Source organism: Burkholderia pulmonis (genome assembly GCF_984667975.1).
The window spans coordinates 1,166,428-1,191,545 of sequence record NZ_OZ480186.1; the positions used below are offsets into that span (position 1 = coordinate 1,166,428).

The 25,118-nt window shown below is 65.7% G+C and carries 27 protein-coding genes; 22 read left to right on the forward strand and 5 right to left on the reverse strand.

Going from position 1 to position 25,118, the window contains the following annotated elements; all coding sequences use genetic code 11:
- Positions 1 to 13: 13 nt before the first annotated feature.
- Together AC5LXK_RS05500 and AC5LXK_RS05505 are read right to left on the reverse strand one after the other, a co-directional pair.
- The gene (locus AC5LXK_RS05500; protein ID WP_493390660.1) at positions 14 to 736 is read right to left on the reverse strand and encodes an SAM-dependent methyltransferase; all 723 of its coding nucleotides are present in this window, start codon (positions 734 to 736) and stop codon (positions 14 to 16) included.
- Entirely contained in the window at positions 733 to 1,365 is a 633-nt protein-coding gene (locus AC5LXK_RS05505; protein ID WP_493390661.1) for a Maf-like protein, read from the reverse strand. The genes AC5LXK_RS05500 and AC5LXK_RS05505 overlap by 4 nt, the downstream gene beginning before the upstream one ends.
- A gap of 227 nt (positions 1,366 to 1,592) precedes the next feature.
- Here AC5LXK_RS05505 and AC5LXK_RS05510 point away from each other — a divergent pair, with 227 nt between their 5' ends.
- The 22 genes from AC5LXK_RS05510 (at position 1,593) to nagZ (ending at position 21,345) form a co-directional block, all read left to right on the forward strand.
- Positions 1,593 to 2,228: a YceD family protein gene (locus AC5LXK_RS05510; RefSeq protein WP_493390662.1), complete on the forward strand. Its 636-nt coding sequence runs from the start codon at positions 1,593 to 1,595 to the stop codon at positions 2,226 to 2,228.
- A 98-nt stretch (positions 2,229 to 2,326) separates the two neighbouring features.
- Positions 2,327 to 2,506, forward strand: coding sequence for a 50S ribosomal protein L32 (gene rpmF, locus AC5LXK_RS05515; protein ID WP_006051932.1), 180 nt, complete (start codon positions 2,327 to 2,329; stop codon positions 2,504 to 2,506).
- 129 nt (positions 2,507 to 2,635) lie between these two features.
- Positions 2,636 to 3,733 carry a phosphate acyltransferase PlsX gene (gene plsX, locus AC5LXK_RS05520; protein WP_493390663.1) on the forward strand — a complete coding sequence of 366 codons (1,098 nt, stop codon included), beginning with the start codon at positions 2,636 to 2,638 and terminating at the stop codon, positions 3,731 to 3,733.
- On the forward strand, positions 3,734 to 4,723 hold the full coding sequence (locus tag AC5LXK_RS05525; protein ID WP_493390664.1) for a beta-ketoacyl-ACP synthase III: 990 nt from the start codon (positions 3,734 to 3,736) through the stop codon (positions 4,721 to 4,723). It abuts the gene before it with no gap.
- A gap of 84 nt (positions 4,724 to 4,807) precedes the next feature.
- The gene (gene fabD / locus AC5LXK_RS05530; protein ID WP_493390665.1) at positions 4,808 to 5,740 is read left to right on the forward strand and encodes an ACP S-malonyltransferase; all 933 of its coding nucleotides are present in this window, start codon (positions 4,808 to 4,810) and stop codon (positions 5,738 to 5,740) included.
- A 36-nt stretch (positions 5,741 to 5,776) separates the two neighbouring features.
- A complete protein-coding gene (gene fabG / locus AC5LXK_RS05535; RefSeq protein ID WP_006476504.1) occupies positions 5,777 to 6,526 on the forward strand; it encodes a 3-oxoacyl-ACP reductase FabG in 750 nt (249 codons plus the stop codon).
- Between the two features lie 144 nt (positions 6,527 to 6,670).
- The gene (gene acpP / locus AC5LXK_RS05540) at positions 6,671 to 6,910 is read left to right on the forward strand and encodes an acyl carrier protein (protein WP_004197638.1); all 240 of its coding nucleotides are present in this window, start codon (positions 6,671 to 6,673) and stop codon (positions 6,908 to 6,910) included.
- Between the two features lie 164 nt (positions 6,911 to 7,074).
- A complete protein-coding gene (fabF, locus tag AC5LXK_RS05545) occupies positions 7,075 to 8,307 on the forward strand; it encodes a beta-ketoacyl-ACP synthase II (RefSeq protein ID WP_493390666.1) in 1,233 nt (410 codons plus the stop codon).
- An 11-nt stretch (positions 8,308 to 8,318) separates the two neighbouring features.
- On the forward strand, positions 8,319 to 8,783 hold the full coding sequence (locus AC5LXK_RS05550; RefSeq protein ID WP_493390667.1) for a hypothetical protein: 465 nt from the start codon (positions 8,319 to 8,321) through the stop codon (positions 8,781 to 8,783).
- A gap of 91 nt (positions 8,784 to 8,874) precedes the next feature.
- Positions 8,875 to 9,474 (forward strand): RNA polymerase sigma factor RpoE, encoded by a 600-nt coding sequence (gene rpoE / locus AC5LXK_RS05555; RefSeq protein ID WP_493390668.1) that lies wholly within the window; start codon positions 8,875 to 8,877, stop codon positions 9,472 to 9,474.
- A gap of 88 nt (positions 9,475 to 9,562) precedes the next feature.
- Positions 9,563 to 10,177 (forward strand): sigma-E factor negative regulatory protein, encoded by a 615-nt coding sequence (locus AC5LXK_RS05560; protein ID WP_493390669.1) that lies wholly within the window; start codon positions 9,563 to 9,565, stop codon positions 10,175 to 10,177.
- A gap of 5 nt (positions 10,178 to 10,182) precedes the next feature.
- Positions 10,183 to 11,235, forward strand: coding sequence for a MucB/RseB C-terminal domain-containing protein (locus AC5LXK_RS05565; RefSeq protein WP_493390670.1), 1,053 nt, complete (start codon positions 10,183 to 10,185; stop codon positions 11,233 to 11,235).
- A 16-nt stretch (positions 11,236 to 11,251) separates the two neighbouring features.
- Entirely contained in the window at positions 11,252 to 12,751 is a 1,500-nt protein-coding gene (locus tag AC5LXK_RS05570) for a DegQ family serine endoprotease (protein WP_493390671.1), read from the forward strand.
- A gap of 7 nt (positions 12,752 to 12,758) precedes the next feature.
- Positions 12,759 to 12,995, forward strand: coding sequence for a glutaredoxin family protein (locus AC5LXK_RS05575; protein WP_493390672.1), 237 nt, complete (start codon positions 12,759 to 12,761; stop codon positions 12,993 to 12,995).
- A gap of 197 nt (positions 12,996 to 13,192) precedes the next feature.
- On the forward strand, positions 13,193 to 14,986 hold the full coding sequence (gene lepA / locus AC5LXK_RS05580; protein ID WP_493390673.1) for a translation elongation factor 4: 1,794 nt from the start codon (positions 13,193 to 13,195) through the stop codon (positions 14,984 to 14,986).
- A gap of 16 nt (positions 14,987 to 15,002) precedes the next feature.
- Positions 15,003 to 15,896: a signal peptidase I gene (lepB, locus tag AC5LXK_RS05585; RefSeq protein ID WP_493390674.1), complete on the forward strand. Its 894-nt coding sequence runs from the start codon at positions 15,003 to 15,005 to the stop codon at positions 15,894 to 15,896.
- A 153-nt stretch (positions 15,897 to 16,049) separates the two neighbouring features.
- Positions 16,050 to 17,276, forward strand: coding sequence for a ribonuclease III (rnc, locus tag AC5LXK_RS05590; RefSeq protein ID WP_493390675.1), 1,227 nt, complete (start codon positions 16,050 to 16,052; stop codon positions 17,274 to 17,276).
- 60 nt (positions 17,277 to 17,336) lie between these two features.
- On the forward strand, positions 17,337 to 18,236 hold the full coding sequence (gene era / locus AC5LXK_RS05595) for a GTPase Era (RefSeq protein WP_493390676.1): 900 nt from the start codon (positions 17,337 to 17,339) through the stop codon (positions 18,234 to 18,236).
- A complete protein-coding gene (gene recO / locus AC5LXK_RS05600) occupies positions 18,223 to 19,059 on the forward strand; it encodes a DNA repair protein RecO (protein ID WP_493390677.1) in 837 nt (278 codons plus the stop codon). The genes era and recO overlap by 14 nt, the downstream gene beginning before the upstream one ends.
- Complete coding sequence (gene pdxJ / locus AC5LXK_RS05605) at positions 19,056 to 19,832, forward strand: pyridoxine 5'-phosphate synthase (protein WP_031400031.1); 777 nt, start codon at positions 19,056 to 19,058, stop codon at positions 19,830 to 19,832. The genes recO and pdxJ overlap by 4 nt, the downstream gene beginning before the upstream one ends.
- Before the next feature lie 33 nt (positions 19,833 to 19,865).
- Positions 19,866 to 20,300: a holo-ACP synthase gene (gene acpS / locus AC5LXK_RS05610; protein ID WP_493390678.1), complete on the forward strand. Its 435-nt coding sequence runs from the start codon at positions 19,866 to 19,868 to the stop codon at positions 20,298 to 20,300.
- Positions 20,301 to 20,316: 16 nt separating this feature from the next.
- Entirely contained in the window at positions 20,317 to 21,345 is a 1,029-nt protein-coding gene (gene nagZ, locus AC5LXK_RS05615) for a beta-N-acetylhexosaminidase (RefSeq protein WP_493390679.1), read from the forward strand.
- Positions 21,346 to 21,515: 170 nt separating this feature from the next.
- Here nagZ and AC5LXK_RS05620 read toward each other — a convergent pair whose 3' ends face one another.
- From AC5LXK_RS05620 to earP, 3 genes are all read right to left on the reverse strand, one after another.
- Positions 21,516 to 22,901, reverse strand: a complete 1,386-nt coding sequence (locus tag AC5LXK_RS05620) for a sigma-54-dependent transcriptional regulator (RefSeq protein ID WP_493390680.1) — start codon at positions 22,899 to 22,901, stop codon at positions 21,516 to 21,518.
- Positions 22,902 to 23,168: 267 nt separating this feature from the next.
- On the reverse strand, positions 23,169 to 23,726 hold the full coding sequence (gene efp / locus AC5LXK_RS05625; RefSeq protein ID WP_493390681.1) for an elongation factor P: 558 nt from the start codon (positions 23,724 to 23,726) through the stop codon (positions 23,169 to 23,171).
- A 127-nt stretch (positions 23,727 to 23,853) separates the two neighbouring features.
- Positions 23,854 to 25,047 carry an elongation factor P maturation arginine rhamnosyltransferase EarP gene (gene earP / locus AC5LXK_RS05630; protein WP_493390682.1) on the reverse strand — a complete coding sequence of 398 codons (1,194 nt, stop codon included), beginning with the start codon at positions 25,045 to 25,047 and terminating at the stop codon, positions 23,854 to 23,856.
- Positions 25,048 to 25,118: the final 71 nt, after the last annotated feature.

Below are 25,118 nucleotides of genomic sequence, written 5' to 3' on the forward strand. Positions count from 1 at the left end.
GGCCGTCGCGGCGTCAGTTCGCGAGCAGCAGGAAGATCGCCGGGCGCTTGTTCAGATTCGGCGCAGGCGCCTTTTTCCAGTCCGTGACGGTACGGCTCGCGATCGTCTCGGTTGCGAGCGTCAGGTCGGCCGCGACGCAGATCTGCGTCGACGGCGCGCAGGTCGCGACCAGCGTGTCGAGCATCGCGTGATTCCGGTACGGCGTTTCGATGAAGATTTGCGTCTGGCGAGCCTTGCGTGACAGTTGCTCAAGTTCGCGCAGGCGTTTCGCGCGCGCGGCCGCGTCGACCGGCAGATAGCCGTTGAATGCGAAGCTCTGGCCGTTCAGGCCGGATGCCATCAATGCGAGCAGGATCGAACTCGGCCCGACGAGTGGGACGACCTTCACGCCGCGCTCGTGCGCGCGGCGCACCAGCTGCGCGCCGGGGTCGGCGACGGCCGGGCAGCCGGCCTCCGACACGAGGCCGGCGTCCGCGCCGGCCAGCACGGGAGCGAGCAGGCGGTCGATGGCGCCGGCCGGCGTATTGACGTTCAGCTCGCTGATCTCGATTTCCTGGATCGGTCGCGTCGTGCCGATCTTTTTCAGAAACGCGCGCGTCGTCTTCGCGTTTTCGCCGATGTAATAGCCGAGCGTGCCGGCACGGGCCTGAACGGCCGCGGGCAGCACCGCGGCGAGCATCGATTCGTCGCCTTCGCCAAGCGTGTTCGGGACAAGGTAAAGCGTGCCGGCGGTCATGCGCGGTCTCCACGGGTGGTTGCAAAAAGCGGGTAATCGACGGCGCGCAGCATCCGCGTGAGCGCGATCAGCGGCAGGCCGACGAGCGCGGTCGGGTCGTCGGAGTCGATCGCGTCGAGCAGTGCGATGCCGAGCCCTTCGGATTTCGCGCTGCCGGCGACGTCGTACGGCGTTTCCGCGCGCAGGTACGCGTCGAGTTCGGCCTCGGGCAGTGCGCGAAAACGCACGTGCGTGACGATGTCCTCGACCTGCGCTTCGCCGGTCCTGCTGTCGTACAGGCAGAGCGCGCTGTGGAATTCGACTTCGCGGCCCTGCATCGACATGAGTTGTGCGAGCGCACGCTCGTGCGTGCCGGGCTTGCCGATCTGCAGGCCGTCGAAGGTCGCGACCTGGTCTGACCCGATCACGAGCACGCCGTCGGGCGCGTCGATCGTCGCGGCCACGGCGCGCGCTTTCGCGCCGGCGAGGCGCAGCGCGGTCGCGGCCGGCGTTTCGCCGGCGAGCGGGGTTTCGTCGAGGTCGGGCGATACGACGTCGAACGGCACGCCGAGGCGCTCGAGGAGCGCGCGGCGGTAGCGGGAACTGGAGGCGAGAATCAGCCGCGGCGGGCGGCAAACGGTATCCGGCATGGTCGGTTGGATCGGTGAGTCGTCGGGGGTGGCGCAGTGTTGCGCGGACGCAAGCTTAAGTGATTGACCGAAAAAGGTAAAACAGGTATGCTTTCCCGCTTTTCGTCGGCAGGCTTCCGTTGTGGCGCCTGTCGGGTCTTCGGAAGTAAAGTACGTCATCCGCGGATGAGTCGTACGCGAGCGGTACCAAGCCGGATCCGCAAGTCAGCCTGTAGGCAGGAGCGCACATGAACACTTCTTCTGGCAAACCTGCGACGGCGCTCGATCCGCACGCTGTCGACCTGTTCGAGTTCGCCCGTAGCGGGCGGCAGGCAGCGGGGGCGATGCACCTCTCGCAACTGCCGCGCATGTTAAACGAAGTGCCGACGGACGCGCCGGATCGCGACACGGCCTTCACGTGGCAGGCGGAAGGGTTCACGCAGAAAGAGTTGCAGGACGACGGCGCCGATGGGCAGCAACCGTACCTGCGTCTCGCGGTACACGGCCATGCATGGCTCACGTGCCAGCGCTGCATGACGCCGTACGACCAGGCGTTCGATGTCGACATGACGTACCGGGTCGTCGCGACCGAAGAAGAAGCTGAAGAATTTCCGCTCGACGACGATGAAGCCGATGTGATCGTGGGCTCACGCCAGTTCGATCTCGTCGACTTGATCGAAGAGGAATTGCTGCTTTCGTTGCCGCTCGTGCCCAAGCACGAGGTTTGCCCGGCAGTTCACGAAAGCCTCGTGTCGGGCGCGAGCGGTCCCGTGGAAGAGGCGGACGAAGAGTCCGACGAAGCCGGGGACGAAGGCAAACGGCCGAATCCGTTCGCAGCGCTGGAAGCGTTGAAGAAGGACGGTGACGGCACCAAGAAACACTAAGCAGTTGTGGCGCGGGAAGGCGTAAGGGCTTTGGGCCAGGGTAGTTAAGCGCCGGATCGGGCTGTGTTAGAATCCGGAAAATTATTTAGGAGTTAGTCATGGCAGTCCAGCAAAACAAGAAGTCGCCGTCGAAGCGCGGCATGCATCGTTCGCACGATTTCCTGACGGCCGCGCCGCTGGCAGTCGAGCCGAGCACGGGTGAAGTGCATCTGCGTCACCACGTCAGCCCGAACGGCTACTATCGCGGCAAGAAAGTCGTCAAGACGAAGAACGACTAAGCGTCAAGTCACGCGTTGCGCGCTACGCTGGCCGTTCGCGTGACAACTGGTTCGCTTGACACTTTCCTGGCTCGACAAAAAGGCGGCATTCAACTGCCGCTTTTTTGTGCCTGAAATTCGTCGCATTCCATGACCGTAAAGCTCACAATCGATTGCATGGGAGGCGACCACGGCCCGTCCGTGACCGTTCCCGCGGCAGTCAAGTTCGTCCGCGCGTATCCCGATGCGCACCTGATGCTCGTCGGCATCGAAAGCGCGATCCGCGCTCAGCTGAAGAAGCTGAAAGCCCTCGACGATCCCGCGCTGACCATCGTTCCCGCCACCGAAGTCGTGGCGATGGACGATCCTGTCGAAGTGGCGCTGCGCAAGAAGAAGGATTCTTCGATGCGCGTCGCGCTCAACCACGTCAAGGATGGCGCGGCGCAGGCCTGCATTTCCGCCGGCAATACCGGCGCGCTGATGGCCGTTTCCCGTTACGTACTCAAGACGCTGCCCGGCATCGAGCGGCCCGCGATCGCGTTCGCACTGCCGAACCCGACCGGCTACACGATGATGCTGGACCTCGGCGCGAACGTCGACTGCGAGCCGCAGCACCTGCTGCAGTTCGCGGAGATGGGCCACGCGCTCGTGGCCGCGCTCGAAGGCAAGGAGCGCCCGACGATCGGCCTGCTGAACATCGGCGAAGAGGTCATCAAGGGCAACGAGACGATCAAGCGCGCAGGCGAACTGCTGCGCGCCAGCACGCTCAATTTCCGCGGCAACGTGGAAGGCAACGACATCTACAAGGGCACCGTCGACGTGATCGTGTGCGACGGCTTCGTCGGCAACGTCGCGCTGAAGACGTCCGAAGGGCTCGCGCAGATGCTGTCGGACATCATCCGCGAGGAGTTCGGCCGGTCGCTGATGTCGAAGCTGATGGCGCTGCTCGCGCTGCCGGTGCTGATGCGTTTCAAGAAGCGCGTCGACCACCGCCAGTACAACGGCGCAGCCTTGCTGGGGCTGAAGAGCCTCGTGATCAAGAGCCACGGTTCGGCCGACGCCTACGCGTTTGAGTGGGCGATCAAACGCGGGTATGATGCCGTCAAAAACGGCGTGCTGGAGCGCCTCGCGCGCGCGATGGCGGATAATTCAGTGTCGCTCGGCGACGGCGAACACGGCGCGGGCCAAGCAAGCCCGGCCGCAGGCCATCACGCCGAACCTTCCGCTGCGCAATCCTCTAAAGCATAAATGGCCCAATCGACTCTCTATTCCCGCGTGCTCGGCACGGGCAGCTACCTGCCGCCCGACCGCGTCACGAACCAGCAGCTGACCGATCGTCTTGCGAAGGAAGGCATCGAGACGAGCGATGAGTGGATCGTTGCGCGCACGGGCATCCATGCGCGCCATTTCGCCGCACCGGACGTCACGACCAGCGATCTCGCGCTCGAGGCGTCGCGTCGTGCGATCGAGGCGGCCGGAGTCGATCCGCAGTCGATCGACCTGATCATCGTCGCCACTTCGACCCCCGATTTCGTATTCCCGAGCACCGCGTGCCTGCTGCAGAATAAGCTCGGCATCAAGAACGGCGGCGCGGCATTCGACGTGCAGGCCGTGTGTTCGGGTTTCGCCTACGCGATGGCGACGGCCGACAGCTTCATCCGCAGCGGCCAGCACCGCACGGCGCTCGTGGTCGGCGCGGAGACGTTCTCGCGCATTCTCGACTTCAAGGACCGCACGACCTGCGTGCTGTTCGGCGACGGCGCGGGCGCGGTGATCCTGTCCGCATCGGAAGAGCCGGGCGTGCTCGGCAGCGCCCTGCATGCGGACGGCAGCTATTCGCACATCCTCTGCACGCCGGGCAACGTCAATCGCGGCGTGATCGAAGGCAGCGCGTTCCTGCACATGGACGGGCAGGCCGTGTTCAAGCTCGCGGTCAACGTGCTCGAAAAGGTTGCGATCGAAGCGCTCGCGAAGGCGAATCTCGCGCCTGAGCAAATCGACTGGCTGATCCCGCACCAGGCGAACATCCGCATCATGACCAGCACCTGCCGCAAGCTCGGCCTGCCGCAGGAGCGCATGGTCGTGACGGTCGACCAGCACGGCAACACGTCGGCTGCGTCGATCCCGCTGGCGTTCGACGTCGCGGTGCGCGACGGCCGCATCCAGCGTGGCCAGCACGTGCTGATCGAAGGCGTCGGCGGCGGCTTCACCTGGGGCGCGTCGGTCTTCCGCTTCTGATCCGCGGCGCGCGACAAGCTGCGCGCGGATCCCATCGGCGCGCCGTTCGCGCGCGCCGTCCGAATCGATTCAATTGGGGACGATATGAAATTTGCATTCGTTTTTCCGGGGCAGGGCTCGCAGGCGATCGGCATGCTCAACGCATTCGCCGATCTGGCCGTCGTGCGCGAGACGCTCCAGGAAGCGTCCGATGCACTCAATGAGGATCTCGGCAAGCTGATCGCCGAAGGCCCGGCCGAAGAGCTGAACCTGACCACCAACACGCAGCCCGTGATGCTGACCGCCGCCTACGCGTGCTACCGCGCGTGGCAGCAGGCAGGCGGCCCGGCGCCGTCGATCGTCGCAGGCCACAGCCTCGGTGAATACACGGCGCTCGTCGCCGCGGGCGCGCTCGCGTTCAAGGACGCCGTGCCGCTCGTGCGCTTCCGTGCGCAGGCGATGCAGACGGCCGTGCCGGTCGGCCAGGGCGGCATGGCCGCGATCCTGGGCCTCGACGACGATACGGTGCGTGCGGTGTGCGCCGAAGCCGCGGAAGCGGGCGTCGTCGAAGCGGTGAACTTCAATGCGCCTGCGCAGGTCGTGATCGCAGGCAGCAAGGCCGCGGTCGAAAAGGCATGCGAGATCGCGAAGGCGAAGGGCGCGAAGCGTGCGCTGCCGCTGCCGGTGTCGGCGCCGTTCCATTCGTCGCTGCTCAAGCCGGCGTCGGATCAACTGCGCGACTATCTCGTGAACGTCGACGTGAAGGCGCCGCAGATTCCGGTCGTCAACAACATCGACGTGGCCGTGATCAGCGATCCGGCCGCGATCAAGGACGCGCTGGTGCGCCAGGCCGCGGGCCCGGTGCGCTGGGTCGAGTGCGTGCAGCACATCGCCGGCACGGGCGTCACGCACGTGATCGAATGCGGCCCGGGCAAGGTGCTCGCCGGCCTGACGAAGCGCATCGACAGCAACCTGACGGGCGCATCGGTATTCGATCCGGCTTCCCTCGACGAAGCGCTCAAGCTGGTGACCGCCTGACGCGGCGCCTTTTCCCAAGAAACGGATATTCGATTCATGGACAAGACTCTCGATAAACAGGTTGCGATCGTGACCGGCGCGTCGCGCGGCATCGGCCGTTCGATCGCGCTCGAACTCGCGCGCCTGGGCGCGACGGTGATCGGCACGGCGACGAGCGAATCGGGCGCCGCCGCGATCACCGCGGCGTTCGCGGAAGCGGGCGTCACGGGCCGCGGTGCGGTGCTGAACGTCAACGACGCGGCAGCCGCCGAGGCACTGATCGATGCGACCGTGAAGGAATTCGGTGCGCTGAACGTGCTCGTCAACAACGCGGGCATCACGCAGGACCAGCTCGCGATGCGGATGAAGGACGAGGACTGGGATGCGGTGATCGACACCAACCTGAAGTCGGTGTTCCGCCTGTCGCGCGCCGTGCTGCGCCCGATGATGAAGGCGCGCGGCGGCCGTATCATCAACATCACGTCGGTGGTCGGTTCGGCCGGCAACCCGGGGCAGGTCAACTACGCGGCCGCGAAGGCCGGCGTCGCGGGCATGACGCGTGCGCTCGCGCGCGAGATCGGCAGCCGTGGCATCACCGTGAACTGCGTGGCGCCGGGCTTCATCGACACCGACATGACGAAGACGCTGCCGGAAGAGCAGCAGGCCGCGCTCAAGACCCAGATTCCGCTCGGCCGCCTCGGCAGCCCGGAAGACATCGCCCATGCCGTCGCGTTCCTCGCATCGCCGCAGGCCGGTTATATCACCGGCACGACGCTGCACGTGAACGGCGGCATGTACATGTCGTAACGATTTTCGTTTACCATCCGCGCCGTATCCCGTTTTTCAAGCGGATAGGCGCTTGATAGACCGTCAAGCCAACGCGCGTTTTGGCGTCAGCAAACCTGATAAAATGCGCGCACTTGTAAATCTGAACTTTCCCTCGGAGGGGTAATGGACAACATCGAACAACGTGTCAAGAAGATCGTCGCTGAACAACTGGGCGTCGCGGAAGCCGAGATCAAGAACGAAGCTTCGTTCGTGAACGACCTCGGTGCCGACTCGCTCGACACGGTCGAACTGGTGATGGCTCTGGAAGACGAGTTCGGCATGGAAATCCCGGACGAAGAAGCAGAGAAGATCACGACCGTTCAGCAAGCGATCGACTACGCTCGCGCAAACGTCAAGGCGTAAGCGCCTTTCGCGCTTGTCCGCCACGTCGCCGCGATCTTCGCGATTGACGCGTCATCCTGCCGGCTTCGAGCCGGACGGACTAACAGCCACAGGGCTCGCAGGGCTGGTTCCTGTGGCCACTGTGGCTTTTGTTTTTGTCATCCAATAATGGAAAAGAGGTTACCGTGAGCCGCCGTCGTGTTGTTGTTACAGGCCTGGGGCTGATTTCGCCTGTTGGCAATAATGTTGCCGACGGCTGGGCCAATCTCGTCGCCGGCAAGTCCGGTATTGCCACCGTCACGAAGTTCGATTCGTCGAACCTCGCCGTTCATTTCGCGGGCGAAGTGAAGGGTTTCAGCGCCGAGGAATACATCCCGGCGAAGGAAGCCCGGAGCATGGATACGTTCATCCACTACGGCATCGCCGCCGGTGTCCAGGCTATCAGGGACAGCGGGCTGGAAGTGAACGAAGCGAATGCGGAACGCATCGGCGTGATGGTCGGTTCGGGCATCGGCGGCCTGCCGATGATCGAGGATACGCACCAGACATACGTTGATCGCGGCCCGCGCCGGATTTCGCCGTTCTTCGTGCCGGGTTCGATCATCAACATGATCTCGGGCCACCTGAGCATCATGTTCGGCCTGAAGGGCCCGAACCTTGCGGCCGTGACGGCCTGCACGACCGGCCTGCACAGCATCGGTCTCGCGGCTCGCCTGATCCAGGCCGGCGACGCGGACGTGATGGTCGCGGGCGGTGCGGAATCGACGGTGTCGCCGCTCGGTATCGGCGGTTTCGCGGCAGCGCGTGCGCTGTCGACCCGCAACGACGATCCGGCCAGCGCATCCCGTCCGTGGGACAAGGACCGCGACGGCTTCGTGCTGGGCGAGGGCGCAGGCGTGATGGTGCTCGAAGAGTACGAAGCGGCGAAGGCGCGTGGCGCGAAGATCTACGCGGAAGTCTCGGGCTTCGGCATGACGGGCGACGCGTACCACATGACCGCGCCGAACATGGACGGCCCGCGCCGCTGCATGGTCGCGGCACTGCGCGACGCCGGCGTGAACGCCGACGAGGTCCAGTACCTGAACGCACATGGCACGTCGACGCCGCTGGGCGACAAGAACGAGTCCGACGCGGTGAAGGCGGCCTTCGGCGAGCATGCGTACAAGGTCGTCGTGAACTCGACGAAGTCGATGACGGGTCACCTGCTGGGTGGCGCGGGCGGCCTCGAGTCGGTGTTCACGGTGCTGGCGCTGCACAACAACGTGTCGCCGCCGACCATCAACATCTTCAACCAGGACCCCGAGTGCGATCTCGATTACTGCGCGAACACCGCGCGTGACATGAAGATCGACATCGCCGTGAAGAACAACTTCGGCTTCGGCGGTACCAACGGCACGCTGGTGTTCAAGCGCGTCTGACGCAGAATCGCTTGACGAGTCCATTCGATGCTCCGGCCGGGCGTCCGCAACGCTTTGCGTTGCGGGCCTCGGCCGTGTCGTATCTCGTGCTGGCAGTGTTCGTCGCGTCGGCAGCCGCGTCGGCGTACCTGTTCTGGGCGCCGCGCGCGGGCGCTGCAGCCGGCGCATGCGTGTCGGCTGCGACGGCCGCGCTGCTGGCCGTTTGCGCCGCCCGGGCCTGTGCCCGCCGGTTGCCGGCCGAGTTGCGGATCGATGCATTCGGGGAGATTGCGGCGTTTGGCCGCACCGGGCGGTTGCTGGCCCGTGGCCGCGTGACGGGCCATGCGCACTGGAGCAGCCTGCTGCTGGTGCTGTCGGTCGGGCAGGGTGCCCGGCGGGCCCGGCCGCTGCTGATTCCGGCCGACGCACTCGATGCCGCGTCGTTCAGCGCGCTATCCGTGCTGGCGAGGACGGCGGGTGCGGCGGGGCGGGCATGACGGCGGCGCGGTTACCGACCGTAACCAGCGTCCGGCGCCGGAACGCTACAATAACGTTCCGCGTTGCATCCCTAGTTAACGGATTTGTCAGGTGAGTGAAAAAGAAATCGATCAGGCTCTGGTCGAGCGCGTACAGAAGGGCGACAAGGCGGCGTTCGAACTCCTGGTCTCCAAATACCACCGCAAGATCATTCGGCTGATCTCGCGCCTCGTGCGGGATCCCGCCGAGGTCGAGGATGTGGCCCAGGACGCGTTCATCAAGGCGTATCGTGCGCTGCCGCAATTTCGCGGCGAATCGGCGTTCTATACGTGGTTGTACCGGATTGCCGTCAACACGGCGAAGAACTACCTTGCGACGCAAGGCCGCCGGGCGCCGACCTCGACCGAGGCCGATGCAGAGGAAGCGGAAACTTTCTCCGACGCAGACCAACTAAGGGATATCAACACGCCTGAGTCGATGTTGATGAGCAAGCAGATTGCCGAGACGGTCAACGCTGCAATGGCTCTGCTGCCCGAAGAACTGCGCCAGGCAATCACGCTGCGCGAGATCGAGGGCCTGAGCTACGAAGAGATCGCGGAAATGATGGGCTGTCCGATCGGGACGGTCCGATCGCGGATCTTCCGCGCGCGCGAAGCAATCGCTACCAAGTTGCGGCCGCTGCTCGATACGCCCGAAGGCAAGCGCTGGTAAGCGCCCCGGGGGCGGAGCGACGCGGGTCGGGGTCTAGTTACGGATAGAGTCGTGAAGTCACGACGGGGTGTGCAAGATGGGGAGCATCATGGGGTCGGTCAATACGCAATCGCAAGCGTCCTCGCGCGGCGAGCGCCTTTCCGCGCTGGTCGACGGTGAAATGTTCGATGGCCCGGATCACGGGCAGTTTCTGGCTGAGCTCGACCGCGCGGATCGCGCTGCGTGGGCCCATTACCACCTGATCGGCGATGCGCTGCGCTCGGACGAGCTCGCGCTGTCGCCCGCGGTGAGCGTCGCGTTCACCGCGCGCATGTCGGCTGCGCTCGAAAGCGAGCCGCACCTGCTTGCGCCGGCAGCCGCGCCGGTCGCGCGCAAGCTGCTGTCGCTGCGCCGGCGCGTCGTGCCCGCGTTCGCGGTCGCGGCCGCGGCGGCCACGCTGACGTGGATCGTCGTCCCGCAAATGCAGACGGCCGGCGCCCCGGGCGCCGTCCAGGTCGCATCGGCCGGCGCGCAGCAAGGCAGCCTGCAGCGCGTGACGGTTGCGCAGGCATCGGCCCAGCCGGGCCTGCAGGACGTCAACATCATTCGCGACGCGAGCCTCGACCAATATCTTGAAGCGCACCAGCAATTCGCGCAGCAGCCCGTCGTCACCGGTTCGATGCCGCTGATCCGTGCAGCCGTGACCACCACGCCAGGCCAATAAACCCGATGCGGACATTGCAGTTGAATCACGCCATCTCCGGATGGAAGCGGCTGCCGGCCCTCCTGCTTTGCGCAGCCGCCCTGTTGTCCGTTCAATCCCTTCCTGCCAGCGCCCAGCAACCGGACGATCCCGTCGCGACTCGCAAGGGTGCGGCGGACTGGCTCGACCGCGTCCAGCAGGCGGCGCAGCAGCAAAGCTACGAAGGCACGTTCGTCTACCAGCGCGGCGGGTACGTCCAGTCGTCGCGCATCGCGCACGTCGCGTCCCGCGATGGCGAGTTCGAACGGATCGAGACGCTCGACGGCAAGCCGCGCAAGCTGCTGCGGCATAACGACGAGTTGTATACATTCGTACCCGAGCGCAAGCTGTGCGTGGTCGAGCGCCGTCAGACGCGCGACTCGTTCCCTGCGTTGCTCGGTGCCAGCGGCGACCACGTGATGTCCGTCTACGACGCGAAGTCGCTCGGCAAGGACCGCGTGGCCGGGATCGATGCGCAGGTCGTCGAACTCGTGCCGAAGGATGCGTACCGCTTCACGTACAAGCTGTGGGCCGATGCGCGCACTGGGCTGCTGCTGCGTTCGCAGACGCTCGACGCGAACGATCACGTGCTCGAGCAGATCGCGTTCTCGCAAGTGCAGACGGGCGGCACGAGCGGCGACAAAGCCGCGATCGCGGCCGGCATGCGCAACCTGAGCGGCTGGACGGTGGTGCGCCCGCCGGTCGCGACGGTCGATATGGAAGCACAGGGCTGGCAGCTCGCACCGAGCGTGGCCGGTTTCCAGAAAATTCGTGAAGTGCGCCGGCCGATGGCCGCGCGCGACGCGGGCGATCCGCCGATCCCGGTTGACCAGGCCGTCTTCACCGACGGGCTTGCGACGATCTCGGTGTTCATCGAGCCGGCCGAAAAGAACACGCGCAAGGAAGGCGCGGGCAGCACCGGTGCGACGCACGTTCTCGTGAAGCGCCGCGGCGACTACTGGATCACCGTGCTCGGCGAAGTGCCGCCGGCTACGTTGCAGCAGTTCGCGTCTGCCATAGAATACAAGGCTTCCAAGTAACGCTACGGCTTCCGACATGATGAAACTCACGCTGCGCAAATGGTTCGCGGCGGCGGCGCTGTCTGCCTGCCTGCCGCTCGTGCCGCATACCGCGTTCGCCGTGACGGCTCCCGCTGCCAGCCTGCCCGACTTCGCCGATCTGGTCGAAAAGGTCGGGCCGGCCGTCGTGAACATCCGGACCACTGCCAACGTGCCGACGAGCAGCGGCCCGCGCGGGATGCTCCCGCCGGGTTTCGACAACGGCGACATGTCGGAATTCTTCCGGCGCTTCTTCGGCATTCCGCTGCCGCAGGCGCCCGGCAACGGCGGCGGCAACGGCAGCAACCCGAAGAACGCGCCGGCGCCGGACAATCCCCCCGACACCGAGCAGAATCGCGGCGTCGGCTCGGGCTTCATCGTGTCGGCCGACGGTTACGTGATGACCAATGCGCACGTCGTCGACGACGCGGACACCATCTACGTGACGCTGACCGACAAGCGTGAATTCAAGGCGAAGCTGATCGGCGTCGACGACCGCACGGACGTCGCGGTCGTGAAGATCCAGGCGTCGAACCTGCCGGTCGTTGCGATCGGCGATTCGAACAAGGTGCGCGTCGGCGAGTGGGTCGTCGCGATCGGTTCGCCGTTCGGCCTGGACAACACGGTGACGGCCGGCATCGTCAGCTCGAAGAGCCGCAACACCGGTGATTACCTGCCGTTCATCCAGACCGACGTCGCCGTGAACCCCGGCAACTCGGGCGGCCCGCTGATCAACATGCAGGGCGAGGTGATCGGCATCAACTCGCAGATCTACAGCCGCACCGGCGGTTTCATGGGCATCTCGTTCGCGATTCCGATCGACGAGGCGATGCGCGTGGCCGATCAGCTGAAGGCGACGGGCAAGGTCACGCGCGGCCGGATCGCGGTGGCGATCGGCGAGGTGACGAAGGATGTGGCCGACTCGATCGGGCTGCCGAAGGCCGAAGGCGCGCTCGTCAGCAGCGTCGAGCCGGGCGGCCCGGCCGACAAGGCGGGCATCCAGCCGGGCGACATTATCCTGAAGTTCAACGGTCGTTCGGTCGATGCGGCGTCGGACCTGCCGCGCATGGTCGGCGACACGAAGCCCGGCACGAAGGCGACGGTCAGCGTGTGGCGCAAGGGTCAGGCACGTGATCTGCCGATCACGATCGCGGAGACGCCGGCCGAGTCGACGGCGAAGACCGAGCAGCGCAAGAACGCGCCGCAGAAGCCGCGCCAGGCCAATTCGCTCGGCCTGACGGTCAGCGACCTGACGGCGGATCAGATGAAGACGCTGAAGCTGAAGAACGGCGTGCAGATCGACGGGGTCGACGGCCCGGCCGCCCGTGCGGGCCTGCAGCGCGGCGATATCGTGCTGCGTGTCGGCGACACGGACATCACGAACGCGAAGCAGTTCGCCGAGGTGACGGCGCAGCTTGATCCGCAGAAGGCGGTCGCGGTGCTCGTGCGGCGTGGCGACAACACGCAGTTCGTGCCCGTGCGGCCGCGCCAGAAGTAACGCGCCGATGTTTACGCTCTACGGCCGCGGCTGGTGCCACCTGTGCGACGACATGCGCGACGCACTGGCGCCGGTGGCGGCCGAATTCGGTGTCGCGGTCGAATACGTCGACATCGATACCGACGCGGCGCTGGTTGCCCGTTATGACGAGGACGTGCCCGTGCTGTTGCTGGACGGGGCGGAGGTGTGCCGCCACCGGTTCGACGACACGCGGGTGCGCAGCGCGCTGGCCGTCCGGCGCTGAACGCGGCCAGCCGCCGGCCGGCGTTGCTTTGCACGGGGCTCGACCCGGCAGGCGCCTGCGGCGGGGCGCTGCGCGGCACGGCGTCCGAAATCCCGCCCGTCGCAAGCCTTTTCGGCTAAAATAGGCCGTTTTTTCACCGACTTACAAGGCGTGCTCCGCAGTCGTCGAGCGCGCCTTTTTCGCTTGATCGGCACTGAATGGATCATATTCGCAATTTCTCGATCATCGCGCACATCGACCACGGCAAGTCGACACTCGCGGATCGCATCATCCAGGTATGCGGCGGCCTCGCCGACCGTGAAATGGAAGCGCAGGTGCTCGACTCGATGGATATCGAGCGCGAGCGCGGCATCACGATCAAGGCGCAGACGGCCGCATTGTCCTATCGCGCGCGCGACGGCAAGGTCTACAACCTGAACCTGATCGACACGCCGGGGCACGTCGACTTCTCGTACGAAGTCAGCCGTTCGCTGTCCGCGTGCGAAGGCGCGCTGCTGGTCGTCGATGCAAGCCAGGGCGTCGAGGCGCAGACGGTCGCGAACTGCTACACGGCGATCGAGCTCGGCGTCGAGGTCGTGCCCGTGCTGAACAAGATCGACCTGCCGGCCGCGAACCCCGAGAACGCGATCGAGGAGATCGAGGACGTGATCGGCATCGACGCGACCGACGCGACGCGCTGCAGCGCGAAGACGGGTCTCGGCGTCGAGGACGTGCTCGAGTCGCTGATCGCGAAGGTGCCGCCGCCGAAGGGCGATCCGGCTGCGCCGTTGCAGGCGCTCATCATCGATTCGTGGTTCGACAACTACGTCGGCGTCGTGATGCTCGTGCGTATCGTCAACGGCACGCTGCGCCCGAAGGACAAGATCAAGATGATGGCGACCGGCGCGCAGTATCCGGTCGAGCACGTCGGCGTGTTTACGCCGAAGTCGCGCAATCTCGACTCGCTGTCGGCCGGGCAGGTGGGCTTCATCATCGCCGGCATCAAGGAGCTGACGGCCGCGAAGGTCGGCGACACCGTCACGCACGTGGCCAAGGCTGCTACCGAACCGCTGCCGGGCTTCAAGGAAGTGAAGCCGCAGGTGTTTGCAGGGCTGTATCCGGTCGAGGCGAACCAGTACGACGCGCTGCGCGAATCGCTCGAGAAGCTGAAGCTGAACGACGCGTCGTTGCAGTACGAGCCGGAAGTGTCGCAGGCACTCGGCTTCGGTTTCCGCTGCGGCTTCCTCGGGCTGCTGCACATGGAAATCGTGCAAGAGCGGCTCGAGCGCGAGTTCGACATGGATCTCATCACGACCGCACCGACGGTCGTCTACGAGGTCGTGCAGAGCGACGGCACGACGATCAAGGTCGAGAACCCGGCGAAGATGCCGGAGCCCGGCCGCATCGGCGAAGTCCGCGAGCCGATCGTCACCGTGAACCTGTACATGCCGCAGGATTACGTGGGCTCGGTGATCACGCTGTGCGAGCAGAAGCGCGGCTCGCAGATCAACATGCAGTATCACGGCCGCCAGGTGCAGCTCACGTACGAGATCCCGATGGCCGAGATCGTGCTCGACTTCTTCGATCGCCTGAAGTCGGTGTCGCGCGGCTATGCGTCGATGGACTACGAGTTCAAGGAATACCGTTCGTCGGACGTCGTGAAGGTCGACATGCTGATCAACGGCGACAAGGTCGATGCGCTGTCGGTCATCGTGCACCGTTCGCAGTCGCAATACCGCGGCCGCGAAGTCGCCGCGAAGATGCGCGAGATCATTCCGCGCCAGATGTACGACGTGGCGATCCAGGCCGCGATCGGCGCGCACATCGTCGCGCGCGAAAACATCAAGGCGCTCCGCAAGAACGTGCTCGCGAAGTGCTACGGCGGCGACATCACGCGGAAGAAGAAACTGCTCGAGAAGCAGAAAGAAGGCAAGAAACGGATGAAGCAGGTGGGTTCGGTCGAGATCCCGCAGGAAGCGTTCCTTGCGATCTTGCGCGTCGAAGACAAATAACAGGACTGATCCTTTTATGAATTTTGCGCTGATTCTTTTTGTGCTCGTCGTCGTGACGGGCGTAGCGTGGGTGCTGGACAAACTGGTGTTCCTGCCGCGGCGACGCAAGGCGGCCGACTCGGCGATCGAGGAGTTCGATCGCCAGCAGTCGCGCATCGACAAGCGTTTCGCGGATGAAAATGCGGTGCAGACGCGTTCGAAGCTGCGTGACGAGAAACTGCGCCAGCCGTGGTGGCTCGAGTACACCGCGAGCTTCTTCCCGGTGATTCTTGCGGTGTTCGCCGTGCGTTCGTTCGTCGTCGAGCCGTTCAAGATTCCGTCGGGTTCGATGGTGCCGACGCTGCTCGTCGGCGATTTCATCCTCGTCAACAAGTTCGAGTACGGGCTGCGCCTGCCGATCACGAACACGAAGATCACGCAGGGCAGCCCGCTGTCGCGCGGCGACGTCGTCGTGTTCCGTTATCCGAAGGACGAGTCGGTCGACTACATCAAGCGCGTGATCGGCTTGCCGGGCGATACGGTCGCGTACCAGGACAAGCAGCTGACGATCAACGGCCAGCCGGTGCCCGAAACGCCGCTGCCCGATTTCTTCGACGACGAGCGCCAGAACTACGCGAAGCAGTTCGAGGAAACGATCGGCAACAAGAAGAACGCGATCCTCAACAACCCGGCCGTGCCGCCGTTCGTGATGGGCGCATACGATTATCCGTATCGCGACAACTGCACGTACAACAGCCGCGGCGTGATCTGCAAGGTGCCGCCCGGCCACTACTTCATGATGGGCGACAACCGCGACAACAGTGCGGACAGCCGCTACTGGGGTTTCGTGCCGGACCAGAACATCGTCGGCCGCGCGTTCTTCATCTGGATGAACTTCAGCGACCTGAAGCGCATCGGTTCCTTCCACTGATCGCAGTCGACTCACACGCAATACGCGACGCACGGGCCGCGTCGCGTATTGCCGAACTACTTTAAGAACCGGCGGTAACACCGCCTCGTCACGCCTTTTCGTGTCCGGTCGAGCCGTTTCGGCTCGACCGGCGCCCGCGTTATACTCCTGCACATGCCCCTATCCCAGTTGGAAAGCCGGCTGCGCTACGAATTTCGCAATGCGGAATTGTTGCGCCAGGCTTTGACCCATCGCAGTCACAGTGCCACGCACAACGAACGGCTCGAGTTTCTCGGCGACTCCGTTCTGAATTGCGCGGTGGCCGCCCTTTTGTTCCAGCGTTTCAGCAAGCTGGACGAAGGCGATCTGTCGCGCGTACGCGCCAACCTCGTCAAGCAGCAGTCGCTGTACGAAATTGCTCAGGCCCTGAATATCTCGGACGGGCTTCGGCTGGGCGAGGGCGAATTGCGCAGCGGCGGGTTCCGCCGCCCGTCGATCCTCGCGGACGCGTTCGAAGCCATCATCGGGGCCGTGTTCCTCGATGGCGGCTTCGAAGCCGCCCAAGGGGTCATCAAGCGCCTCTATATCCCGATTCTCGACCACATCGATCCGCGCACGCTCGGCAAGGACGCGAAGACGCTGCTGCAGGAATATCTGCAGGGGCACAAGATCGCGCTGCCGACCTATACGGTCGTCGCGACGCATGGTGCGGCGCACAATCAGCAGTTCGAGGTCGAGTGCACGGTGCCGAAGCTGGACGTGAAGGTCTCCGGCTCCGGCGCGAGCCGCCGCGCGGCCGAGCAGTCCGCTGCGAAGAAGGCGCTCGACGAAGTGATCGCGGCCGCGCCGATGCTGGCCACGAAGCCGAAGCGCTCGAAAAACGCGCGCGGGTCGAAACATGTCGAACCCGAAATCGTGCCGGGCGTGAAGGGCGTGCAGGAAGCGCTCGACCTGCGCTCGCCCGAGCGGAAGGAGCGGGCGGCGGCGCGCGAGGCCAGGGCGGCGGCCGGTGCCGCGCCTGCGGCCACTGCAGTGACCGGCGCCGAGCCGGCCGCCGCGCCGATGGCCGCGATTCGCGCGGCGCATGTCGAGGCGGCTGCCGACAAGGGCGAACGGGCGGCGAAGCCGGCGACCGACAAGGTCGCCGACAAGCCGGCCGAGCGGTCCGACAAGGCTGCGGAAAAGCCTGCCGAGGCCGCGCCGCGTGCAGCAGCCGACAAGCCGGCCGGCCAGGCGGCCGATCCGGCATCTTCGTCCGCCGACAAGCCCACCACCGGGTCCGACCCCGCTGCGCGCCCGGCCGCACGTACCCGCGATGCCGCGGCACCGGACGCCGAGACGCCGCCGGGCGGTGCGAGCCTCGCCGCCGCGCAAGCGCGCGTGGCCGATGCCGACCACTGAATTGCCCAGCGATCGTGCCGCGCGTCGCGCGGCCGTTTCCGAACCTGTCTCCCAAACGATATGAACACTCCCGCTCCTACCGGTTTCCGTTGCGGCATGATCGCGATCGTGGGCCGCCCGAACGTCGGCAAGTCGACGTTGATGAACGCACTCGTCGGCCAGAAGATCAGCATCACGTCGCGCAAGGCGCAGACGACCCGCCATCGCATCACCGGGATCAACACGATCGACGACGCCCAATTCGTGTTCGTCGACACGCCGGGGTTCCAGACCCGTCACAGCACCGCACTGAACCGTTCGCTGAACCGCGCGGTCACGTCGACGCTGACGTCGGTCGACGTGATCCTGTTCGTGATCGAGGCCGGCCGTTTCGGGCCCGACGACCAGAAGGTCCTCGACCTGATTCCGCCCGGCATGCCGACGCTGCTGATCACGAACAAGATCGACCGCGTGACCGACAAGGCCACGCTGTATCCGTTCATGCAGAAAATGAACGCGCTGCGCGAATTCGCCGAGCTCGTGCCGCTGTCGGCGCAGCGGCCCGAAGACATCAAGCGCCTGCTCGAGACGATCAAGCCGTACCTGCCGGAAGGCGCGCCGATCTACGGCGAGGACGAGCTGACCGACCGCAGCTCGCGCTTCCTCGCGGCTGAAATCCTGCGCGAAAAGGTGTTCCGCTGGACCGGCGACGAACTGCCGTACACGAGCACCGTCGTGATCGACAAGTTCGAGGAGGAAGGGCGGCTGAAGCGCATCTTCGCGACGATCCTCGTCGAACGCGATTCGCACAAGGCGATGGTGATCGGCAAGAAGGGCGAGAAGCTCAAGCAGATCAGCACCGAGGCGCGGATGGACATGGAAAAGCTGTTCGACGGCCCCGTGTACCTCGAGACCTTCGTGAAGGTGAGAAGCGGCTGGGCCGACAACGAGGCGGGGCTGCGTGCCTATGGGTACGAATGACGCGCTGACGTCGACTGAAGACGCGGTGACGGCCGGCGCGAACGACGCGCCGCTGCCTGCCCCGCCCGAACCGCCGCGCAAGGCGCGGCGCGCGACGTCTCGCACGTCCGATTTTCGCGTCGCCGAGCAGCCGGCGTTCGTGCTGCACAGCTATCCGTATCGCGAAACGAGCCTGATCGTCGACGTGCTGACGCGCGATCACGGCCGGCTCGCGCTCGTCGCGAAAGGCGCGAAGCGCCCGCATTCCGCACTGCGCGGGGTGCTGCAGACCTTCCAGCCGTTGCTGTTGTCCTGGTCCGGCAAATCCGAAGTGCGCACGCTGACGGGCGCCGAGTGGGTCGGCGGCATGCTGCCGCTCGGCGGCGACGGCCTGCTGTGCGGCTTCTACGCGAACGAGCTGCTCGTCAAATTCTGCGCGCGTGAAGATCCCCAGCCGCCGCTGTTCAATCACTATGTACTGACGCTCACGCGCCTCGCGCACGGCGAGCCCGCGGTGCAGGTACTGCGCTCGTTCGAGCGCGTGCTGCTGCGCGAGACCGGTTATGCGATGGCGCTGAACCGCACGGTCGCGCGTCGCGCAGTCGAGCCCGACCGCCGCTACGTGTTCGATCCCGAGCGTGGCGTGCGCAATGCGGACGACGAGGTGCCGTCGCACTGGCCGGTCATCACCGGACAGACGTTGCTCGACATGGAGCAGGACGATTACCATCGAGCCCAGACGGTTGCGCAAAGCAAGACGCTGATGCGCTTCCTGCTGAACACCTATCTCGGCGGTACGCCGCTCGCCACGCGTCAGATCCTGATCGACCTGCAAAACCTATGAGCTTCTTCCTGACAACGCCCACCGCCATCGACCTCGGCGTGAACATCGACCACGTCGCGACGCTGCGCAATGCGCGCGGCACGACCTATCCCGATCCGATCCGCGCGGCGCTCGCCGCCGAAGAGGCCGGTGCGGACGCGATCACGCTGCACCTGCGCGAAGATCGCCGCCACATCGTCGACGCCGACGTGCGCAAGCTGCGCCCGCTGCTGAAGACGCGGATGAACCTCGAATGCGCGGTGACGGCCGAGATGCTCGACATCGCATGCGAAGTGCGTCCGCACGATGCGTGTCTCGTACCGGAGAAGCGCGAGGAGCTGACGACCGAAGGCGGCCTCGATGTCGCCGGTCATTTCGAGGCCGTTCGCGCGGCATGCAAGCAGCTGGCCGACGTCGGCGTGCGCGTGTCGCTGTTCATCGACCCGGACGAAACGCAGATCCGCGCCGCGCACGAAGCGGGCGCGCCGGTGATCGAGCTGCATACGGGCCGCTACGCCGAAGCGCACGACGAAGCCGAACAGCAGCGCGAATACGAGCGCATCGTCGCGGGCGTGCAGGCCGGCGCGCAGCTTGGCCTGAAGGTCAATGCGGGGCACGGGCTGCATTACACGAACGTGCAGCAGATCGCCGCGATCGACGGCATCGTGGAGCTGAACATCGGCCACGCGATCGTCGCGCATGCGATCTTCGCGGGCTGGGACAACGCGGTGCGCGAGATGAAGGCGATCATGGTCGCCGCCCGAGTCGCCGCGTTGCACGGCGGCGCGCGCTGAAGATGAAATACGGCCGCGTGCGCGCGTACTGACATGGCGATCTACGGCATCGGTACCGACATCGCCCAGGTAAGCCGCGTCGCGGCCGTGCTCGAACGCACGGGCGGCCGGTTTGCGGAGAAGGTGCTGGGCCCCGACGAGCTGCGCGTGTTTCATGCGCGCCGCGCCCGCTCCGAGGCGCGCGGCATCGCGTTTCTCGCGACGCGCTTCTCCGCGAAGGAAGCGTTCTCGAAGGCGATCGGGCTCGGCATGCACTGGCCGATGACGTGGCGCGCACTGCAGACGCTGAACCACCCGAGCGGCGAGCCGTATGTGGTCGCGTCGGGCGAGCTGGCCGACTGGTTGGCCGCGCGCGGCATCACGGCGCGCGTGACGGTCAGCGACGAACGCGACTACGCGGTGTCGTTCGTGGTCGCCGAAACCGACGCAACACCCGCACCTGCCCCTGTTCCCCGAACCTCCTCCTGACGGAATTTCCGATTCGATGAAAACGACTCCCGGCCCGGTCATGCTCGACGTCGTCGGCACGGCCCTGTCGCGCGACGATGCGCGGCGCCTGGCACATCCGAATACCGGCGGCGTGATCCTGTTCGCGCGGCACTTCCAGAATCGTGCGCAGCTGACAGCGCTGACCGACTCGATCCGCGCGGTGCGCGAAGACATCCTGATCGCCGTCGATCACGAAGGCGGGCGCGTGCAGCGGTTCCGGACCGACGGCTTCACGGTGCTGCCCGCGATGCGCCGCCTGGGCGAACTGTGGGATCGCGACGTGCTGCTCGCGACGAAGGTCGCGACCGCCGTCGGCTACATCCTCGCCGCCGAACTGCGTGCGTGCGGAATCGACATGAGCTTCACGCCCGTGCTCGACCTCGACTACGGGCACTCGAAAGTGATCGGCGATCGTGCGTTCCATCGCGACCCGCGCGTCGTCACGCTGCTCGCGAAGAGCCTGAACCACGGGCTGTCGCTCGCCGGGATGGCGAACTGCGGCAAGCATTTCCCCGGGCACGGCTTCGCGGAGGCCGACTCGCACGTCGCGCTGCCGACCGACGACCGCACGCTCGATGCGATCCTCAAGCAGGACGTCGCGCCGTACGACTGGCTCGGCTTGTCGCTGTCCGCGGTGATTCCCGCGCACGTGATCTACACGCAGGTCGACAAGCGGCCGGCCGGTTTCTCGCGCGTGTGGCTGCAGGACATTCTGCGCGGAAAGCTCGGCTTCACGGGCGCGATCTTCAGCGACGACCTGTCGATGGAAGCGGCCCGCGAAGGCGGCACGCTGACGCAGGCGGCCGACGCCGCGCTCGCTGCCGGGTGCGACATGGTGCTCGTCTGCAACCAGCCGGATGCGGCCGAAGTCGTGCTGAACGGGTTGAAGGCGCAAGTCTCGGCCGAGTCGGTGCGGCGTATCAAGCGGATGCGTGCACGCGGCAAGGCGCTCAAGTGGGACAAGCTGATCGCGCAGCCGGAATATCTGCAGGCGCAGGCGTTGCTGAAAAGCGCACTGGCGTAAGCGGGGCAGGGGATGGCGCGAGCCGCGTCATTCCGTCCGGCCGCCGCAACAAAAAGCCGCGCAATTGCGCGGCTTTTTCATGGGGGCGGCAAATGAATCGAACGGCTGTCGAGCGCCGCTAATGCAACTAACGGTCGAGGCCGACAGCGTCCGTATTCGCTGTCGCCCGCTCAGTTCACCTTCATCCGCTGCAGCTTGTTGTACAGCGTCTTCGGGCTGATACCGAGCAGCGTCGCGGCGCGATGGCGCGTGCCGCCGACCGCGTCGAGCGTTGCGCGGATCAGCAGATCCTCGACGTCGGACAGCGGCGTGCCGACCTTGATCTGGACGCTGCTGCCGTTCAGCGCAGCGCCGGAGGAGAAGCTCGGCTCGCCGGCGCGCAGCGTCTCGATGAAATCGCCCGACGCGTCGTACGCGAAGCGCACGCGTTCCTGCAGCTCGCGCACGTTGCCGGGCCATTCGTAGGACAGGCATTCGCGCACGAAGCCCGGCGCTGCGCGCTTGTCGGTCGTGCTGCGGCCGGTTGCGCGCGCTTCGCGATTCAGTTCTTCGATCAGCGCGTCCGCGATCGCGAGCGCATCGCCGTCGCGCTCGCGCAGCGGCGGCATCGTGATCGACGCCGCATCGAGGCGCAGCCACAAGTCCTCGCGCAGCGTACCGTTCGCGACCGCTTCGCGCGCCGGGCGGCGCGTGGTCGCGATCAGCCGGAAGTCGCTCGTGATCGAGCTGGTGCCGCCGATCCGCATGAAGTTCTGCGAATCGAGCGCATGCAGCAGCGCTTCCTGCAGCACGAGCGGCAGCGCGGTGATCTCGTCGAGGAACAGCGTGCCGCCGCCGGCCTGTTCGAACAAGCCCGATTCGCGACGCTCGGCGCCGTCGAACGCACCGCGTTCATGGCCGAACAGCACGCTGTCGAGCGATGCACCGTGCCGGCCCGCCTGCGCGATCATCCGGCAGTCGAACGACACGAACGGCCCCTTGCGGCGCCGGCTCAGCTCGTGCAGCGTGCGCGCGGCCAGCTTCTTGCCGGTACCGGCTTCGCCTGAGAACAGCACGGCCGTTTCGGTGCCGGCGTTGTGTTCGATCATGTCGTACACGTGCTGCATCGCGTCGCTGCAGCCGACCAGCGAGCCGAAGCGGCCGAGGTGGCGCAGCGATGCGCGCAGCGACCGCACTTCGTCGATCAGTTCGTACGGGCGCGGGATCCGCGCGAGCAGGCTGCGCAGGCGCGGAATGTTGATCGGCTTCAGCAGGTAGTCCCAGATGCCGTGGCGCAGGCCCTCGATGGCGCTCTCGACCGTCGCATTGCCTGTCAGCACGATGACGGGCAGCGAGCCGTTCGGCTGTTGCTGCGGCAGGTGCTGGAGCAGGTCGAACCCGCTGCCGTCCGGCAGGTTCAGGTCGACCAGGACGACATCGGGAATCGACCGGCCGAGCGCCGTGCGCGCTTCGGCGAGCGACGTGGCCGTGTCGACCGAGAAGCCGTCCGCGGCAAGCAGCGCGGTGAGGCCGGACAGGCTGTTGGGATCGTCTTCGACAATCAGGGCGTGTGGCATGGTGGACGCGAGTCGAGTCAAGAGAGGCGGGCTGTCGGCCAACGGGGCCGCAGCCGCATGTCAGATTAAAAACTGATTTTATGCCCCACCGAACGCGTCACGCGCATTATTTCTCCGGCGCTATAAAACAGTTACCGATGATACAAATTGAATATCTTTAGCGGTGGATTTTGTGCTTCTTATGCCTCTGGCGCGCGCCAGCTGTTGGTGCCAGACAAACAAAAAGCGCCCCGAAGGGCGCTTTGTTCGATGCGGTACCGCTGACGATTACGCGCGGCTGCGGTATTCGTTCGTACGCGTATCGATTTCGATCTTGTCGCCGGTGTTGCAGAACAGCGGCACTTGCAGTTCGAAGCCGGTTGCGAGCTTCGCGTTCTTCAGCACCTTGCCCGACGACGTGTCGCCCTTGACGGCCGGTTCCGTGTAGGTGATTTCGCGCACGAGGACCGTCGGCAGTTCGACCGAGATCGCCTTCTCGTTGTAGAACACGACTTCGCAAGCCATGCCGTCTTCGAGGTAGTTCAGCGCTTCGCCCATCATTTCGGCTTCGACTTCGAACTGGTTGTAGTCGCCGTCCATGAACACGTACATCGGATCAGCGAAGTACGAGTACGTCACTTCCTTGCGGTCGAGCACGACGACGTCGAACTTGTCGTCAGCCTTGTAGACCGATTCCTGGCCTGCGTTCGTCAGCAGGTTCTTCATCTTCATCTTGACGACGGCGGAGTTACGGCCCGACTTGTTGTATTCGGCCTTGGCGATGACCCATGCGTCGCTGCCGATCTGCACGACGTTGCCTACGCGGAGTTCCTGTGCGGTTTTCATAAAAAACTGTCCTGATCAATTCAAATAAATAGGTGCCTGAGCGTTGCACAACGGCTGACGGCGCAAGCGGTCCGGTCCGGTGGACGCCAAAAGCGAGCGCTTGCCTGGTCAGCCGTCGGATAACCGCTTATTTTAACTGAGATTTTGCGTATTCCGCCAGCTTTCCGGCGAGATCGCCGACGGCCGCGAGCGTGTCGGCCCAGCGGGTGGCGTTGGCATCGAGCGCTGCGCGGTGCTGCCACAAATCGGCCCAGTCGGGCGTACCGACGCCGTTCCACGCATGCCAGAACCGTTCGAGCGCCGCGCGCGGCGCGTCGGCGAGGCCGGCCGACAGGTGCGCGAGCGCCGCGTCGAGCTTCGGCAGGTGCACGTCGTCGGCCTGCGGGTAGATGTGCCACACGAATGGCTTGCGCGCCCACTGCGCGCGGACGAACGAATCCTCGCCGCGCACGAAATTGATGTCGGCCGCCCACAGCAGTGGATCGTAGTCGGCCTGCGGAACGAAGGCGAGGCCATGGGCGACCAGGTTGCCGGCACTCGCACGGGCGCCGGCCGCGAACGACTCGACCCCGAAAAAGCGCGCGACAGCGGGCGACAGGCGGCCGGCCGGCACGAGCGCGACGACTGGAGACGGGCCGTCGCGCCACTGCGCGAGCAGCGCATCGACGGCCGGATTCTCGTACGCGAACAGGCTGACGACTGTCGTGCCGGGCGCCGGCGGCGCGCCGCCGGTCGCGCGCTGCCACCAGGCGGCGCGGGCTGCCGGGTCGGTTTCGAAGGCCGAGCGGCGCGCGTCGAGGTCGTGCTCCTTCGGCACGCCGCCCGTGCCGGCCGACAGGCCCGGGAAGAAGAAGGTCTTCAGCAGCGGGTAGCGCGGATGCGGCGACGGCCGCAGATGGAAATCGGCGACCCAATCCTCGGCGCTCAGGTATTCGAGGTTGATCCACACGGGGCGACGCTCGCGGCGCGCCATCGCTGCGAGATACGCGCTGGGCAGCTCGCACGCGAACGCCTCGATCACGACGTCGGCGATCTCCAGTGCGTCGCCGACCTCCGCATGCCAGTGCTCGATCACGATCGAATCGACCGTCTGCCGTCCCGCGTCGGGGTCGACTCCCGGCAGCAGGCGCGCGAACGTGTGCAGGTCGTCGACGAACAGCCGGACCTGCCAGCCGTGCTCGTGCGCGAGCTGGCGCGCGACGCGCCAGCACACGCCGATGTCGCCGAAATTGTCGATCACGGTGCAGAAGAGGTCGCAGGCGATCGGTTCGCCCGGCGCGAGCGGCATGGCGGAGAGTGGGGCAGCGGTGGTGCGTGGCATCGAAGCGGGCCGGTGAATGCTCTAAACTGGCGATTCTAATAGACCCGTTCCGCGTTACAAGGCGCCCGGAT